General features: G+C 60.1%; 15 protein-coding genes. 7 read left to right on the plus strand and 8 right to left on the minus strand.

The window, feature by feature from the left end; genetic code table 11:
* The first annotated feature begins 347 nt into the window (after positions 1–347).
* The 7 genes from J2Y90_RS18125 to J2Y90_RS18155 all read left to right on the plus strand — a co-directional run bounded on the left by J2Y90_RS18125 (position 348) and on the right by J2Y90_RS18155 (position 8,472).
* Positions 348–1,382, plus strand: coding sequence for a quaternary amine ABC transporter ATP-binding protein (locus J2Y90_RS18125; protein WP_253501352.1), 1,035 nt, complete (start codon positions 348–350; stop codon positions 1,380–1,382).
* Positions 1,383–1,433: 51 nt separating this feature from the next.
* On the plus strand, positions 1,434–2,387 hold the full coding sequence (gene proW, locus J2Y90_RS18130) for a glycine betaine/L-proline ABC transporter permease ProW (RefSeq protein WP_253501355.1): 954 nt from the start codon (positions 1,434–1,436) through the stop codon (positions 2,385–2,387).
* 42 nt (positions 2,388–2,429) lie between these two features.
* Positions 2,430–3,440, plus strand: coding sequence for a glycine betaine/L-proline ABC transporter substrate-binding protein ProX (gene proX, locus J2Y90_RS18135; RefSeq protein WP_253501358.1), 1,011 nt, complete (start codon positions 2,430–2,432; stop codon positions 3,438–3,440).
* An 85-nt stretch (positions 3,441–3,525) separates the two neighbouring features.
* On the plus strand, positions 3,526–4,587 hold the full coding sequence (locus J2Y90_RS18140; RefSeq protein WP_253501361.1) for a GlxA family transcriptional regulator: 1,062 nt from the start codon (positions 3,526–3,528) through the stop codon (positions 4,585–4,587).
* Positions 4,588–4,712: 125 nt separating this feature from the next.
* On the plus strand, positions 4,713–6,029 hold the full coding sequence (locus tag J2Y90_RS18145; protein WP_042610388.1) for an NAD(P)/FAD-dependent oxidoreductase: 1,317 nt from the start codon (positions 4,713–4,715) through the stop codon (positions 6,027–6,029).
* Positions 6,030–6,077: 48 nt separating this feature from the next.
* On the plus strand, positions 6,078–6,980 hold the full coding sequence (locus tag J2Y90_RS18150) for a dihydrodipicolinate synthase family protein (protein ID WP_253501364.1): 903 nt from the start codon (positions 6,078–6,080) through the stop codon (positions 6,978–6,980).
* Between the two features lies 1 nt (position 6,981).
* Positions 6,982–8,472, plus strand: a complete 1,491-nt coding sequence (locus J2Y90_RS18155; protein ID WP_253501367.1) for an aldehyde dehydrogenase — start codon at positions 6,982–6,984, stop codon at positions 8,470–8,472.
* 66 nt (positions 8,473–8,538) lie between these two features.
* On the opposite strand, the gene J2Y90_RS18160 is transcribed toward J2Y90_RS18155, so the two are convergent.
* Genes J2Y90_RS18160 through cyoA form a run of 8 tightly spaced genes read right to left on the minus strand, consistent with a single transcriptional unit; the run spans position 8,539 to position 15,517 of the window.
* Positions 8,539–9,213 (minus strand): polysaccharide lyase family 7 protein, encoded by a 675-nt coding sequence (locus J2Y90_RS18160; RefSeq protein WP_253501370.1) that lies wholly within the window; start codon positions 9,211–9,213, stop codon positions 8,539–8,541.
* A 42-nt stretch (positions 9,214–9,255) separates the two neighbouring features.
* On the minus strand, positions 9,256–10,431 hold the full coding sequence (locus tag J2Y90_RS18165) for an MFS transporter (protein ID WP_253501373.1): 1,176 nt from the start codon (positions 10,429–10,431) through the stop codon (positions 9,256–9,258).
* A complete protein-coding gene (locus J2Y90_RS18170) occupies positions 10,428–10,688 on the minus strand; it encodes a metallothionein (RefSeq protein WP_253501376.1) in 261 nt (86 codons plus the stop codon). Before J2Y90_RS18170 ends, J2Y90_RS18165 begins: the two co-directional genes overlap by 4 nt.
* A gap of 33 nt (positions 10,689–10,721) precedes the next feature.
* Positions 10,722–11,696: a heme o synthase gene (gene cyoE / locus J2Y90_RS18175; protein WP_253501379.1), complete on the minus strand. Its 975-nt coding sequence runs from the start codon at positions 11,694–11,696 to the stop codon at positions 10,722–10,724.
* A complete protein-coding gene (cyoD, locus tag J2Y90_RS18180) occupies positions 11,654–11,992 on the minus strand; it encodes a cytochrome o ubiquinol oxidase subunit IV (RefSeq protein WP_016774550.1) in 339 nt (112 codons plus the stop codon). The genes cyoE and cyoD overlap by 43 nt, the downstream gene beginning before the upstream one ends.
* A 1-nt stretch (position 11,993) precedes the next feature.
* Positions 11,994–12,608 (minus strand): cytochrome o ubiquinol oxidase subunit III, encoded by a 615-nt coding sequence (locus tag J2Y90_RS18185; RefSeq protein ID WP_253501382.1) that lies wholly within the window; start codon positions 12,606–12,608, stop codon positions 11,994–11,996.
* A gap of 2 nt (positions 12,609–12,610) precedes the next feature.
* Positions 12,611–14,584, minus strand: coding sequence for a cytochrome o ubiquinol oxidase subunit I (cyoB, locus tag J2Y90_RS18190; RefSeq protein WP_253501385.1), 1,974 nt, complete (start codon positions 14,582–14,584; stop codon positions 12,611–12,613).
* A 3-nt stretch (positions 14,585–14,587) separates the two neighbouring features.
* Complete coding sequence (gene cyoA, locus J2Y90_RS18195) at positions 14,588–15,517, minus strand: ubiquinol oxidase subunit II (protein ID WP_253501388.1); 930 nt, start codon at positions 15,515–15,517, stop codon at positions 14,588–14,590.
* Positions 15,518–15,543: the final 26 nt, after the last annotated feature.

Here is a 15,543-nt window from a genome sequence, read left to right on the forward strand (position 1 = left end):
AGCTCCCCAACGAAGCGCGAGGAGGGTAACGGAACGCTGCGTTCACGGCCACGCCAGCGTCGCTATGGGAATAGACCCGGTCGCTCACGGTGCGAAGCCGAAGGATCAGCCATGGCCGACCCTGCAACCGATAACCCGACGTTATCGAATTGTCCCTGTAAATGTAGTTGGATTAAGCGCGGTGATGCTAATAGATTTGCAACATCCCCTCTTTCCTGGGCACCCAAAAATAATAAAAGGAAACCCGTCGTGAAGACATTTATTGATTACCGCTGCCGTTCAAACATGGTTTCACTCAATTGCTCGTCGTTTACAGCGATCGAAGTGCGACACGAAGGAGGCATGGTATGACAAGTTCCGACGAGATCATCTGCGTCAAGAATGTTTTCAAAGTTTTCGGCAGCCAGCCAGCACTGGCCATGAAGATGATTGAAGAGGGCGCCTCGAAAGCTGAAGTATTCAAAAAGACCGGTCAGGCCATTGGTGTATTCGACGCCAACTTTTCCGTTCGCCGAGGCGAAATCTTCGTGATCATGGGATTGTCCGGCTCCGGCAAATCGACCATGGTCCGCCTGTTCAACCGCTTGATCGAACCGACCTCCGGCAAGATCTTCCTCAATGGCAGGGAGATCACCGGTCTGGCCGACAAGGACCTGCTGCAAGTCCGCCGTAAGGACATGGGCATGGTCTTCCAGTCGTTCGCCCTGATGCCGCACATGAGCGTGATCGATAACGTCAGTTTCGGTCTGGAAATCAGCGGCGTCAGCGAGAAAGAACGTTACTGCCGGGCCATGGGCGCACTCGAGCAGGTCGGGCTTTCCGGCCAGGAACTGAGCTTTCCCCATCAACTCTCCGGCGGCATGCAGCAGCGCGTCGGCCTGGCCCGCGCCTTGGCCAACGACCCGGCGATTCTGCTAATGGACGAAGCCTTCTCTGCACTCGACCCGATGATCCGCAGCGAAATGCAGGGCGAGTTGATCAAGCTGCAGGCCGAGCAGGATCGCACGATCATTTTCATCTCCCACGATATTGAAGAAGCGGTGCGCATCGGCCATCGCATCGCGATCATGGAGGGCGGGCGCGTGGTGCAGATCGGCACGCCGCGTGAACTGCTGTGCAATCCGGTGAATAAATATGTGAGGGACTTCTTCAATGGTTTCGACACCAGTCGAATATTGAAGGCTGGCGATATCGCCCAGCAGGATTCCAATGTTGTTTATTTGCCGGGCAGCCAAGTAACCATCAAGGCTGAAGCCTCATTGCGAGACATCTTTCATATAGTTGCCGCGTCGGCAACTCCGATGCCGGTGGTGGATGAAGTTGGACTTTATAGAGGTTCTATTTCCCAAGGGCATTTACTGAGCTGCCTGAGTAACAGCTGAACTCCGAACACTCAGAATTGATAAAGCAGTTTCTGCGGGCGAGGTAGCACCATGTCAGATTTCAATATTCTGGATCCTTTCCAGAGCATCAATATTCCCTTCGGTTCGTGGGTCGAAACCGCGCTCAAATACCTGGTCGGTAACTTTCGCGAAGTATTCCGCTCGATTCGCTGGCCGGTCGACCAGGTTCTCGACGGCGTGCAGTGGAGCCTGCTGTCGGTGCCGCCCACGGTGTTCATCATCATTGCCGGGCTGATCAGTTGGCAGATCGGCGGCAAACGCATCGCTCTTTTCAGCGTCGCCACGCTCACCGGCCTCGGCCTGATCGGCGTGTGGAATGACGCCATGGTCACTCTGGCTCTTGTGCTGACCTCGCTGTTGTTCTGCGCGGTCATCGGCATCCCGCTGGGCATTCTCTGCGCGCGCAGTGATCGCACGGAAATGATCATCCGCCCGGTGCTCGACGCCATGCAGACGCTGCCGGCGTTCGTCTATCTGGTGCCGGTGGTGATGCTCTTCGGCATCGGCAACGTCCCCGGGGTGATCGTCACCATCATCTTCTCGGTCGCGCCACTGGTGCGCCTGACCAATCTTGGCATCCGCCAGGTGCCCGCCGACAAAGTCGAAGCGGCGAGGGCCTTCGGCTGCACGGCCACGCAAATGCTGCTGAAGGTGCAATTGCCGCTGGCGGCGCCAACGATGATGGCCGGCCTCAACCAGACGCTGATGTTGTCGCTGTCGATGGTGGTGGTCGCCTCGATGATCTCGGTGGGCGGTCTCGGCTTGATGGTGTTGAGCGGCATCGGTCGCCTCGACATGGGCCTGGCCAGTGTCGGCGGCGCCGGGCTGGTGTTGCTGGCGGTGTTCCTCGACCGATTGACCCAGGCCATGGGTGAACGCAGCAGTGACCTGGCCACCGGTCAGCGCTGGTATGAAAGCGGCCCGCTGGGGCTGCTGATGAAACTGAAGAAAAAGAAGACCGTTGCACGTCCCGTGACCAATTGAGTTTGCCTGCTCACCCATCAACACTTTCAAGCGTGGTGAAACATGAAATTGACAACTCTCAAGAAAAGCCTGATGGCTTCGCTGTTCGCTACATTGCTGTGCTCAGCGGTTCACGCGGCAGACACCAACAAACCAGGCGCCGGTGTGTCGATCACGCCGATTTTCCCGAGCATCGCCGAAGAGCGTTTTCGCGGTGAGGTGGTGCTCGCCGGACTCAAGGAATTGGGCTACGACGTCAAAGCGCCGAAAGAAGTCGATTATCCGGCGATGTTCCTTGCGCTGTCCTACGGCGATGCGGATTTCACCGTGCACGAATGGGAAAACCTGCACCAGGCGTTTTATGAAAAGGCCGGCGGCGACGATGTGATGGTAAAAGTCGGGCAGGTCATGAAAGGTGTGCTGCAGGGCTACATGATCGACAAGAAGACCGCTGACGCCTACCAGATCAAGGACCTCGCCGATCTGAAGAAACCGGAGATCGCCAAACTGTTCGACAGCAACGGCGATGGCAAGGCCGACCTGACCGGCTGCAACCCGGGCTGGGGCTGCGAAATCATGATTGAGCATCACATGAAAGCCTACGGTCTCGGTCCGACCGTGGTGGATAACCGCGGCTCGTACTTTGCTCTGATGGCCGACACCATCGCGCGCTATCAGCAGGGTAAACCGGTGTTGTTCTTCACTTGGGTGCCGCAGTGGATTGCCGGCGTGCTGGTGGAAGGGCGCGATGTGGTCTGGCTGCCAGTGCCGTTCACCTCGCTGCCGGATGGCAAGGAAAGCAAAGACACCTTCCACGACGGCAAGAACCTCGGTTTCCCGGTGGACACGATCAATGCCGTGATGAACAAGGAGTTCGCCGAGAAGAACCCGGTGGCGCGCAAATTCCTCTCCGAGGTCAGCATCCCTCCCAGCGCGGAAAGCGAGCAGAACCTGCGCATGCAGAAGGGTGAAAAATCCCTCGCCGACATCAAGCGCCACGCCGCGGAATGGATCAAGGCCAATCAGCAGGCTTATGACGGTTGGTTGAGCGACGCACGCGCGGCGGCGAAGTAATCGGTTCGAGCGCACTGGCGGCGGCTGTGCCCGTCGCCAACGTTGCGGTCGCAGGTGTCTGTGAACGGCGAGTGAGTGAGCGAAGATGGAAACCTTTCAGAGTCCGTTGAAGCAGCAAAACATCAGTTTTCGCCAATCCGCGCAGGTGTCCGGGCAAGTGCGCGTGGTGCGAGTGGCCTTTGTATTGCTGGACCACTTCTCCCTGACGACGCTGTCCACGGCAATGGATGCGCTGGCCACTGGCAACCTGATTTGCGGCGAAACGCAGTACAGGATCTCGACCTGGTCGCTTCAGGGCGGACCGGTCGAAAGCGATGTCGGCGTGCCGGTGTCGTCGCAGCGACTGGTTGCAGAAGGCTTCAACCACGATGCGCTGTTTGTGATTGGCGGTCAGCGCGTCAGGCTGGCAGCGCATCCGCTGCTGCGCCGGGTGCTGAAGAAAAGCGCCGGCAAGGGCATCGTTGCCGGATGCTGGAATGCGGCGTTCCATCTGGCTGATGCAGGGTTGCTCGGCGCCGAGGAGTTCGCCTGTCACAGCGACAGTTGCGGTCTGATCGGCGAGTACTTCCCGCAGTTGAAAGCGTCCAGCCGTGAGTTCATCTTCGCTCAGCGCCGAGCCACTTGCGCCAACGCTCACTCGGCTCTGGATATGACCCTGGCGATCATGCAGGAATTGGGTTCGCGCAACGATGCGACGCTGGTGGATGAAATCAGACGGGTTCATCAGCCGGCCCAGAGCAAGCCTGCGGTGCCTGCCGACAGAGTTCGGCCAGCAGCGATTCCCAAGCCGCTGAACATCGCCATCGACCTGATGGAAAACAACATCGAGGAGCCGATGGAAATCGATGCCATCGCCAGCCACGTCGGGGTGTCGCGCCGGCAACTGGAGCGGCGGTTCGCGCGCTATCTGAATGCCGCGCCCAATCGCTATTACCTGGAGTTGCGCCTGACCCGGGCGCGGCAACTGATTGTGCAAAGTGATCGCTCGATGACCGATGTGGCACTGGCGACCGGATTTGTCAGTTATCCGCACTTCTACAAGCGCTTCAAGGATCTGTTCGGCTTACCGCCGATGACGTTCAGGGATTACTACTACGCCAGTGACCCCGCCAGCAACGGGCGCTATGCCGTAGCCGCCAACTACTGAATCAGCCGCGCGAACCTGCTGTTTGCGCCAGAAATGTTTTTTGAAAGTTCCGGATCAACGCCACTGCGTGCGTTCGCTTTGTGCCGCGTGCGTTTTGCAACTTCAACGATTAACGGTTCAACACTATGAAAGTCAGTTCATTACCCGCCGATGATGACAGTTGTGGCTGGTTTCATCTGAGCAAACCGCGCAGCCCCGAGCCAGCGCACCGTGGGCAGCGTTCGGCGCGGTGGGTGATCATCGGCGCCGGCTTCACCGGACTCGCCTGCGCGCGGCAACTGGCGTTGAATTTTCCTGACGACGAAGTGGTACTGGTCGAAGCCCAGGAAGTGGGATTGGGTCCCTCGGGACGCAATGCCGGTTTTGCCATTGATCTGCCGCACGATATTGGCGCCGATGATTACATCGGTGACATCGCACTGGCCCGGACCAGTCTGAAACTCAATCTGGCCGGCCAATCGATCCTCCGCGATCTGGTCGATCAATACCGCATCGACTGCCAGATGAAGGCGTGCGGCAAGTATCAGGCAGCCGTGGAGAATCGCGGTATCGCCGTGCTCGATGCTTATCGCCGCGGTCTGGAAAAGCTCGACCAGCCATTTCAGATGATCGACGCCGATGAGTTGCCGGAACATCTCGGTACGCATTTCTATCGCAAGGCGTTGTTTACGCCGGGCGCGGTGTTGCTGCAGCCCTCCGGGCTGGTCAAAGGCCTGGCCGACAATCTGCCGGCCAATGTCACGCTGTATGAGCGCACGCCGATTCTCGAAGTGGAGTACGGCGCGAAGACCGTGCTCAGACATGCCCATGGCAGCATCACGGCCGACAAACTGATTCTGGCGAACAACTCGTTCGGCATGCGGTTTGGTTTCCTGCAGGGCCGCATGTTGCCGATCTACACCTACGCCAGCATCACCCGGCCGCTGACCGAGGAAGAGCAGGCGCGCCTGGGTGGCAAACCGTTCTGGGGCGCCATTCCGGCAGACCCGTTCGGCACCACGGTGCGGCGCACGCCGGACAACCGCCTGCTGATCCGCAACAGTTTCACCTTCAACCCGGATGGCCGCAGCAACCGAAAATACAACGAGCGTTTCGTGCGTCGGCACAAGGCCTCGTTCGACCAGCGTTTCCCGATGCTGCCCGACGTCACGTTCGACTACACCTGGGGCGGCGCGCTGGCGATGTCGCGCAATCACAACGGCTTCTTCGGTGAGCTCGCGCCGAACGTCTATGGCGCGCTGGGCTGCAACGGCCTCGGCGTCACCCGCGGCACCGTCACCGGCAAGTTGCTGGCCGACTGGCTGGCCGGACAGCGCGACGGGCTGATCGATTTCCTCCTGCAGACACCCGGCCCCAACAGCAACCCGCCCGAACCGTTCCTCTCGCTCGGGGTGAACATGAACCTCAAGTGGGGGCAGTACCGCGCCGGCAGAGAAAGCTGAATGACCTCAAACCCGCAATCCTGAACATTGAACCCTGGAGAAAACGCGATGAACTTTGATGGAATCTTTACCCCGGCCATTACCCCGTTGTCCGCCGATGGCCAGATCGACTATGCGGCGTTCTCCGAGGTGATCGAATACCTGATCGAGTCCGGGGTGCACGGCATCGTGATCGGCGGGTCGACCGGCGAGTATTACGCGCACACCGCAGAAGAGCGGGTCGCTGTGGCCCGGCGCGCAAAAGAGGTGATTCGCGGGCGCCTGCCACTGGTGGTCGGTACCGGCGGCATCCGTACCGAGGATTCGGTGTACTTCGCCGAGCAGGCCAAGGCATTGCAAGCAGACGCGATCCTGGTCGGCTCACCGCCCTATGCCTTGCCGACCCAGAAGGAGATCGCCGCCCACGTGCTCGCCGTGGACAAGGCCGCCGGTCTGCCGATCATGCTTTACAACTATCCGTCGCGGATGGGCGTGGCGATGGGCGACGAGTTCTTCGCCGCCATTGCCGACTGCAAGAACATCGCCGCGATCAAGGAAAGCTCGGGCGAAACCAGCCGCCTGCATCGTCTGGCTCACTCGCATCCCGATATCCAATTGTCCTGCGGCTGGGATGATCAGGCGCTGGAGTTCTTTGCCTGGGGCGCACGCAGCTGGGTATGCGCCGGTTCCAACTTCATCCCGCGTGAACACATTGCGCTGTACGAAGCCTGCGTACTGCAGAAGAACTTCGACAAGGGCCGGCGCATCATGTCGGCGATGTTGCCGCTGATGGATGTCCTCGAAAGTGGCAAGTTCGTCCAGTCGATCAAGCATGGCAGCGAACTCAGCGGCCTGCGTGCCGGCGGTGTTCGCGCGCCGCTGCAAGCGCTTGAGCCTGCCGAGAAAGAGCAACTGAAAAGCGTGATTGAAACCCTGCAGAAGAACGTCGCGCGCATCGTCGAGGAGGCTTGAAATGGCAGACCTGCTGAGTAAAGAGCAATACCGTGAACTGGCGGCGCAGCTTGAGTTTCGCCATCAGGCTTTTATCGATGGTCGCTTTACCCCGGCAAAATCCGGCAAGACCTTCACCACGAGCAATCCGGCCACCGAACAGGTACTGACCGAGATTGCCGCGTGTGATGCCGAAGATATCGATCAGGCCGTCGCCGCAGCGAAAGCAGCGTTTGATGACGGCCGCTGGCAGTCACTCGCACCCTCGGCGCGCAAGTCGGTGTTGCTGCGCTTTGTCCAGTTGCTGGAGGACAACGCCCATGAACTGGCGGTGCTGGAGAGTCTCGACAGCGGCAAGCCGATCCGCGAGTGCCAGAGCATCGACGTGCCGGAGACCATCCATACCTTGCGCTGGCACGCCGAGCTGATCGACAAGATCTACGACGCCACGGCGCCGGTCGGTTCCGGCGCGGTGACCATGGTCGTGCGTGAGCCGATCGGCGTGGTCGGTCTGGTGCTGCCGTGGAATTTCCCGCTGCTGATGCTCGCCTGGAAAATCGGCCCGTCGCTGGCCGCAGGCTGTTCGATCGTGGTCAAACCGGCCAAGGAAACCACCCTGAGCACCTTGCGCGTTGCCGAACTGGCGCATCAGGCGGGGATTCCCGCCGGCGTGTTCAACGTCGTGCCCGGCGGTGGTAAAGAGGCGGGCGAGCCATTGGGTCGGCACCCCGACGTGGCAATGGTCAGCTTCACCGGTTCGACCGATACCGGCCGGCTGTTTCTCAAATACTCCAGCGAATCCAACCTCAAGCGCATCGTGCTGGAGTGCGGCGGCAAGAACCCGGCGGTGGTGATGAATGATGTCGAAGACATCGACGTCGTCGCCCAGCATGTGGTCAATGGCGCGTTCTGGAACATGGGCGAAAACTGCTCGGCCTCATCGCGACTGATCGTCCATGCCGACGTCAAGGACGAACTCTTGCAGCGCGTTCAGGCGCATCTCGGCGACTGGAAAATGGGCGATCCGCTTGACCCGGAGAACCGCTTGGGTTCGATGATCAGCAAGGCGCATTTCGACAAGGTGCGCTCGTATCTTGATCTTGCCAGAGATGAAAACCTCAACGTGCTGGTGGGTGGCCAGACTCGCAACGATATCTTCGTCGAGCCGACCATCGTCGATGGCGTCAGCCGCGACAGTCGCCTGTTCCAGGAGGAAATCTTCGGCCCGGTGCTGAGCGTCACGACCTTCCAGACAGTCGACGAAGCCATCGCCCTGGCCAACGACACTGCCTATGGCCTGGCCGCTTCGGCGTACACCGGCAACCTGCGCAACGCGCTGAAGCTGTCACGCGGCATTCGCGCCGGGATCGTCACGGTCAACTGCTTCGGCGAGGGCGATGCCTCGACACCGTTCGGCGGTTACAAGGAATCGGGGTTCGGCGGCCGCGACAAGTCGATCTGGGCGCACGATCAATACACTGAACTGAAAACCATCTGGATCGACGCGTCGTAATTGGCGTTTGGAGTTACACGAGGGCCTGCCAGCGAAAGCTGCGCAGGCCCCTGTGCGTTTGCGCCCCTAGGTATGCGAAATCAACAGATCACTGATGATGCAGATCGAGCCATCCTCGGGCGACGTGGCGTCGGTGTAGTCGATCTGGTTGTAGACCCCGCCGTGGAAATTGAACACCTGCGAGTTCCAGGTCGAGTCGAGCTGCAAATCACCCGAGGTGCCGACAACGCCGTTGTAGTCGACGGTAACTCGGGCCACGCCGGCAGCGTTGGCGCGAAGGGTCAGCTTGAACTTCGCGCCCAGCGGCACGCCTTTGAGAACCGTGGTGTTGACCGGGGTCGGCTGGTTGAAGCTCTGGCGGAAGCCCATAGTGATGTTGCCTTTTTGCCAGAACACCTTGATGGCCGGGCTGTCGTCGTTTTTCACATGCATCTGCGAGATAACGACTTTCTGCGCAGAGTTGACCTTGGTCACGGGCATTTCCTGATAGTTGAGGTGGTCAGCCGCACTGGCGAGCGACCAATAGAACGATTCCTTCCATTCGCAGCGGGTGCGGTGGGTGCTTTTGCTTGAGGCGCCTTTGGTCGGCGCGGACAGTTGCAGCGAGCCGTCCGGCAGCACCGTGACGATACTGGGGAATTGCGCAATGGCCTCGGCGCCGTTGAGCTCCAGTGCCACGGGGTTGGTTGCCGAGACGGGAACCGGGGTGGAGAGGGTGAGATTGCTGATATTTACGGCCATGGTTTCTACTCCTGACGATAAAAATCATTGGCGCTCCAAGCCTCAGGCCATTCCTGATCCGCACATTTGCTGGCGCGGACTTTCACCACCTCTCGGGCTCAGCAGCATGGCGACGCACGCGGCCGCCGCAAAAACACACAAGGCAACGGTCACGCCAGCAGCCTCCAGCACCGCGCCGAAAATCGGCGTGCCGGCGGTCTGACCGAGTGCCAACAGCAGAAACGGTACGCCCAGTCCCAGGTCCGGGCGATCCGGCAACAGGTTGATGCCTTGCAGCAGATAAACACCTGACGAAACGATATACGCCGCGCCAAACAGGCACATCGCTGCAAGGCCCGACCCGGCTGAAACAGAAGCGGCAGCGAGGCCCAACGTGCCGAGGACAATGCCGGCCAGCGCCAGATGCTGCATGCGTGCCACGCCAAAGCGGCCCGTGAGCACGCCGGTCATGCAGCCACTGATCCCCGCCGCGCCCAACACGATCCAGGCCCATGCAATCGACTGATCGCTGAAACCGGCCTGGCTGCGCAGGATATCGGCACTGAATGTCCAGACCGCTGTGCTCGCCAGGCCCATCAGGAACGCGCTGGCGCACAACGGCAGCACCCCGGGCCGACGCAGCATGAGCAGAGAAAAACTCTGCGTGGTCTCATGCTGAACCCGGCGCGGTACGGCAAACCACAGCCAGAGCGTGACGCCGATGCCGATCAAGGCAAACAGCGCATACAGCTCGCGCCATTGCCCCGCGGCCCCGATCGCGGCCAGGCCGGAAAAAACGATACCGACCGCCGTCCCGGCATTGATAAAGCCATTCGCTCGCGGACGATCCGCATCATCCAGACGCGCCGCCACTGCGCTCGCCAGTGGTGGCGAGGTCAGACCCGTGCTCAATCCCGCCAGCGCCACGCCGCAGCCCAACGCCAATCCCGACGAAGCGATAACCACCAGGCCCATCCCCAGCGTTGCCGCCGCGCCGGCCATCACCGTCAACCCGCGCGGACTGACCTTGCCGTTGCAGACAAACGTCGCAACGATGCCCACACAGTAAGCGGCAAAAGCGCTGCCACCGATCCAGCCGGCAGCGGACACGCTGAGCGCCAGATCCTCACGGATCTGTGGCAACAGCAGTCCGTAAGCGAAGCGCGCCAGGCCATAGGACAAAGCCGTCAGGGCGAACGCTGCCGCGACCAGATTGAGGCTGCGTCGATTGAGACTCACGGTGAAATCGGATCACTGGCTGGGAAGGTTTCCTCGACCGCCTGATCCAGTTTCGAATCACTGACATTGCGCTCATCGACTCCCAGGTTCTGCTCGCAAGGGCAGGCAGAGGAGGGGCAGGGTTGGCCCTTCGGGTGCAGGTCCGCGCAAGCCTGGCTGCAATAGTGTTTGCCGTCGCGCTCGCATGCAGCATCGGCGCTGCACTTGCAGGTACAGCCCGGGCATGCGCAATCGGTGGTGGAAGGATCATTAGCCATGAGCGACCTCCAGGTTGTCTGTTAACCAAGTCGTTACCGATTCTGATACCCGTCATGCGCCTGCGTTTGATGGTTTTCGGCAACGCCCGATGAGCGGTAGAGCGCTGGCAATACCGCGTTCAGCGACAAGGAAAGATTCAGCGCCAGAATCAGCACGATCGATACGCTGAACAAGCGCCGCGCCCACGGCTTCGCGTTAGCCTCTGGCACAGAACGCAAGGCCAGATAAAACCAATACCCACCCAGTCCGAGCACTACCAGCGGATAGGAAACATTGACGTCGGCAACCCAGCCCAGAATCGCTGCGCTGAGCAGGAACGCGACCATGTAGAGGTTGATCTCGCGCCGGGCCTGGCTGAGCGACAAGGTTGGCAGCCCGGCGGCACGGAAGTCTTCGTGGCGCATGACGGTGATGGCGTGGGAGTGGGGCATCTGCCAGCAGCAGAACACCACGATCAGCATCAGCGCCGTGGCGTCAAAACTGGCGGTCACCGCGCAATACCCGACCACCGGCGGCATGGCCCCGGACAGGCTGCCGACCAAGGTGCCCCAATGCGAACGGCGTTTCATCAGGCAGGTATAAATGCCTGCATAAACGATCAGACCGACTGCCGCCATCGCGCAAGCCAATGGCGTGGTGCCGGCCCACAACGAAGCGAAGCCGAGCACGCCGAGAGCCATCGCGTAGCAGAATGCACTGGGCAACGACACGGCGCGAACGGCCAGCGCCCGGTGACAGGTGCGCACCATGCGCCGGTCGATATCGCGGTCGACGCAGTTGTTGATCACGCAACCGCAAGCGATGACCAGTGCGGTGCCGAGCAGGGCGGCCAACAGGTGCGCCAGGGAAACCGGACGCCCGCCCGCAGCAAGCAGATAGCCACCGAACACCGAAGCCAGGTTGCCGACGATGATGCCGGGCTTGGTCAGTTCCAGCCCCACATTCAGCGACAGCCGCCAGTGCTTCAGTGCGCCAGCATGTTGTGGTGGATGCTGTCCATGATCCATAACGAAAGCCCGACCAGCAGAAGAATGATCACCACCGAAAAGATCAGCGCCCTGAGGTTCCAGCGCTGCTCCTTGGCGGTATCCAGGTGCAGGAAGTATTTGAGGTGGGCAAACACCTGCACCACACCGAGTGCGACCACCACCCAGGCGGTGACGCTGCGTGGCAGGGTCGGGTACATGACCAGGCCAAAGGGAATCACCGTCAGGATCACCGAAATGATGAAACCGACCATGTACGAACGACTGGTGCCATGGCTGGTGCCGGCACTGCTATGAATCGGGCTCTGGTTATACATGTCACACCACCCCCAGCAGATAAACCACGGTAAACACACAAATCCACACCACGTCGAGGAAGTGCCAGAACAGGCTCAGGCAACTCAGTCGCGTGGTGTTGGTGTTGGTCAGGCCTCGGCCGCTGATCTGCGCCATCAACACCGCCATCCACACCAGACCGCTGAGCACGTGGGCGCCGTGGGTGCCGACCAGGGTGAAGAACGCGGTGAGAAAACCGCTGCGATCCGGCCCGTAGCCTTCTTCGATCAGATGATGGAATTCATTGATCTCCATGGCGATGAAGCCGCAACCCAGGACGAAGGTTACGCCGAGCCAGCGCAGCACATGGGCTTTGTCATTGCGGTTCATCGCCAGCATCGCGTAGCCATAAGTGATACTGCTGAGCAGCAGCAACGCGGTTTCGGCGAGGACGTAGGGCAGTTCGAAAATGTCGACGGTCGAAGGCCCGCCAGCCACGCTGTCGCGCAATACGGCATAGCCGGCGAACAGCGTGGCGAACAGGATGCAGTCGGTCATCAGGTAGATCCAGAAACCGAAAATGCGCATCGAGCCCGCGTCTTCGTGGCCATGTTCATGGCTGTGCGCGATGTCTTTATCCAGAACGATGTTGGACATGTTCAAGCCTCCGCCAGATCTTTGAGACGCGCTTTTTCAATCCGCGCAACTTCCTGCGCCGGGACGAAATAGTCGATGTCTTCGTCGTAGCTGCGCACCACCATCGCCACCACCGAGGCGACCAGACCGAAGATCGCCAGCCACCAGATATGCCAGACCAGGGCGAAGCTGCAGATCAGCGCGAAGACACTGATCACCAGGCCAGCGGACGTATTGCGCGGCATGTGAATGGCGCGATAGTCGGTGTGGCTGAGGGTGCTGACGCCACGCTCCTTCATGCCCCAGTAGGCGTCGAGATCGTTGACTTTCGGTTGCTCGGCGAAGTTGTAGAACGGCGGCGGCGAGGCCGTGGCCCATTCCAGCGTGCGGCCATCCCAAGGGTCGCCGGTAAGGTCGCGGTATTTGGCGCGGTTGCGGATGCTCACGTAGAGCTGCATCAGCTGCGTCGCCACACCGCAGAGAATGATGCCGACGCCGACCAGCTCCAGCAGCAGCCACGGCTGCCACGCCGGGTTGTCGAAATGGTTGAGGCGGCGAGTCATGCCCATGAAACCGAGCACGTAGGACGGCATGAACGCGAAGTAGAAACCCACCAGCCAGCACCAGAACGAGATGCGCCCGAGGCGGTCGTTGAGGCGGAAGCCGAAGGCTTTCGGGAACCAGTAGGTCAGCCCGGCCATGTAGCCGAACACCGCGCCACCGATGATCACATTATGGAAGTGGGCGATCAGGAACAAACTGTTGTGCAGCAGAAAGTCGGCCCCGGGCACCGCCAGTAACACGCCGGTCATGCCGCCGATACTGAACGTGACGATAAAGCCCAGCGTCCACAGCATTGGCGTTTCAAAGCGCACGCGGCCGCGATACATGGTGAAAAGCCAGGTGAAGATTTTCACCCCGGTCGGCACCGCAATGATCATCGTCATGATGCCGAAGAACGCATTGACGTTGGCCCCGGCGCCCATGGTGAAGAAGTGGTGCAGCCAGACGATGAACGAGAGGATGGTGATCGCGATCGTCGCCCACACCAGCGAGACGTAGCCGAACAGCCGCTTGCTGCTGAAGGTCGCGGCGATTTCCGAGAAGATCCCGAACGCCGGCAGGATCAGGATGTACACCTCCGGATGGCCCCAGGCCCAGATCAGGTTGACGTACATCATCGGGTTGCCGCCGGCCTCGTTGGTGAAGAAATGCATGCCCAGATAACGATCGAGGGTCAGCATCAGCAAGGTCGCGGTCAGAATCGGGAACGCAGCAAGAATGAGGATCGAGGTGCACAGTGCGTTCCAGGTGAACACCGGCATCTTGAACAGGGTCATGCCCTCGGTACGCATCTTAAGGATGGTCACGAAGAAGTTGACCCCCGTTAATAACGTCCCTATGCCGGATATCTGTAATGACCAGATGTAGTAATCCACCCCGACGCCGGGGCTGTAGCCGAGTTCGGACAGGGGCGGGTAGGCGACCCAACCGGTGCGGGCGAATTCACCGACGCCGAGGGAGATATTCACCAGCGCCGCACCCACGACGAACAGCCAGAAGCTCAGCGCATTGAGAAACGGATAAGCCACATCCCGTGCGCCGATCTGCAGCGGCACGACGATGTTCATCAGGCCGACCACGAACGGCATGGCCATGAAGAAAATCATGATCACGCCGTGAGCGGTAAAGATCTGGTCGTAATGTTCCGGCGGCAGATAGCCCGGCCCGCCACTGGATGCCATCGCCTGTTGGGTACGCATCATGATCGCATCGGAGAAGCCGCGCAGCAGCATCACCAGCGCGACGATGATGTACATGCAGCCGATTTTCTTGTGATCGACCGAGGTGAACCACTCGCGCCAGATGTAACCCCATTTGCGTTTCCAGGTGATGGTGCCGACCAGGGCAAAACCCATCAGGCCGACGACGGCCAGGGTGTACATGACGATGGGTTCGTCGAAGGGCACCGCGTCCCATGAAAGTTTCCCGAACATGATTCAACGCTCCTCGGCCAGCAGACTCGGTTGTTGATTGACGCGCGCATCGTCGTCGTTGCGTTGCACCTGCGTTTCCTTCTTGCGCGGTGCCTTGTTCATGCCTTCGTACTTGTCGACGATGTCGAGAAACAGTCGCTCCTGCACTGCCGAGTAATAAGTGATCTTGTGCGCGACAGAGGGCTTGGCCAACTCTGCGTAACTGGACTGATCAAGTTGGCGCGGTGCAGATTTGACTTTGTTGACCCAGGCTTCGTAGTCCGCGCCATTCAGGGCCAGGGTGCTGAAGTGCATGTCGGAAAAACCGTGGCCGTTATAGTTGGCGGCGATGCCGCGATACTGGCCGATCTCATTGGCGATCAAATGCAACTTGGTCTGCATGCCGGCCATGGCATATATCTGCCCACCGAGGGCTGGAATAAAGAACGAAGTCATCGCCGCGTCGGAGGTGACGGTAAAGCTCACCGGCGTGTTCACCGGGATCGCCAGTTCATTGACCGAGGCGATGCCGAGGTCGGGATAGATGAACAGCCATTTCCAGTCCGTCGCCACCACTTGCACATTGAGGGGGGGCACATCCGAATCCAGCGGTCGATACGGGTCCAGGGCGTGGGTGGTTTCCCAGGTTACCCAGCCCAGCACGCAGATGATCAGGAACGGCACGCCCCAGACCACGGCCTCGATCTTGTGCGAACTGGCCCAGCGCGGCGAATAGCGTGCTTTCTTGTTGGTGGCGCGGTAGCGGTAAGCGAAGAGGAAGGTCATGACGATGACCGGGATGACCACCAGGAGCATCAGGCCGGTGGCGAGGATGATCAGGTCGCGCTCATCACGGGCGACGTCACCCTTGGGGTTGAACACCACCAGATTGCAACCGGCGAGCACAACGCTGCCAGCGAGCCAGACCAGGCAATGGCTGATGATTCGCTTCATACATCCCCCTGTTCGTATATCGATCC

Source organism: Pseudomonas koreensis (genome assembly GCF_024169245.1).
Classification (GTDB): Bacteria; Pseudomonadota; Gammaproteobacteria; order Pseudomonadales; family Pseudomonadaceae; genus Aquipseudomonas; species Aquipseudomonas koreensis_F.

Coding starts and splice junctions, on each gene's coding strand:
- cyoE (WP_253501379.1), bottom strand. CDS start 11,696: ATGGATCATGGACAGCATCCACCACAACATGCTGGCGCACTGAAGCAC.
- J2Y90_RS18160 (WP_253501370.1), bottom strand. CDS start 9,213: ATGGCCGTAAATATCAGCAATCTCACCCTCTCCACCCCGGTTCCCGTC.
- proX (WP_253501358.1), top strand. CDS start 2,430: ATGAAATTGACAACTCTCAAGAAAAGCCTGATGGCTTCGCTGTTCGCT.
- cyoB (WP_253501385.1), bottom strand. CDS start 14,584: ATGTTCGGGAAACTTTCATGGGACGCGGTGCCCTTCGACGAACCCATC.
- J2Y90_RS18150 (WP_253501364.1), top strand. CDS start 6,078: ATGAACTTTGATGGAATCTTTACCCCGGCCATTACCCCGTTGTCCGCC.
- J2Y90_RS18125 (WP_253501352.1), top strand. CDS start 348: ATGACAAGTTCCGACGAGATCATCTGCGTCAAGAATGTTTTCAAAGTT.
- J2Y90_RS18140 (WP_253501361.1), top strand. CDS start 3,526: ATGGAAACCTTTCAGAGTCCGTTGAAGCAGCAAAACATCAGTTTTCGC.
- J2Y90_RS18170 (WP_253501376.1), bottom strand. CDS start 10,688: ATGGCTAATGATCCTTCCACCACCGATTGCGCATGCCCGGGCTGTACC.
- J2Y90_RS18185 (WP_253501382.1), bottom strand. CDS start 12,608: ATGTCCAACATCGTTCTGGATAAAGACATCGCGCACAGCCATGAACAT.
- cyoA (WP_253501388.1), bottom strand. CDS start 15,517: ATGAAGCGAATCATCAGCCATTGCCTGGTCTGGCTCGCTGGCAGCGTT.
- J2Y90_RS18155 (WP_253501367.1), top strand. CDS start 6,982: ATGGCAGACCTGCTGAGTAAAGAGCAATACCGTGAACTGGCGGCGCAG.
- proW (WP_253501355.1), top strand. CDS start 1,434: ATGTCAGATTTCAATATTCTGGATCCTTTCCAGAGCATCAATATTCCC.
- J2Y90_RS18145 (WP_042610388.1), top strand. CDS start 4,713: ATGAAAGTCAGTTCATTACCCGCCGATGATGACAGTTGTGGCTGGTTT.
- cyoD (WP_016774550.1), bottom strand. CDS start 11,992: ATGTATAACCAGAGCCCGATTCATAGCAGTGCCGGCACCAGCCATGGC.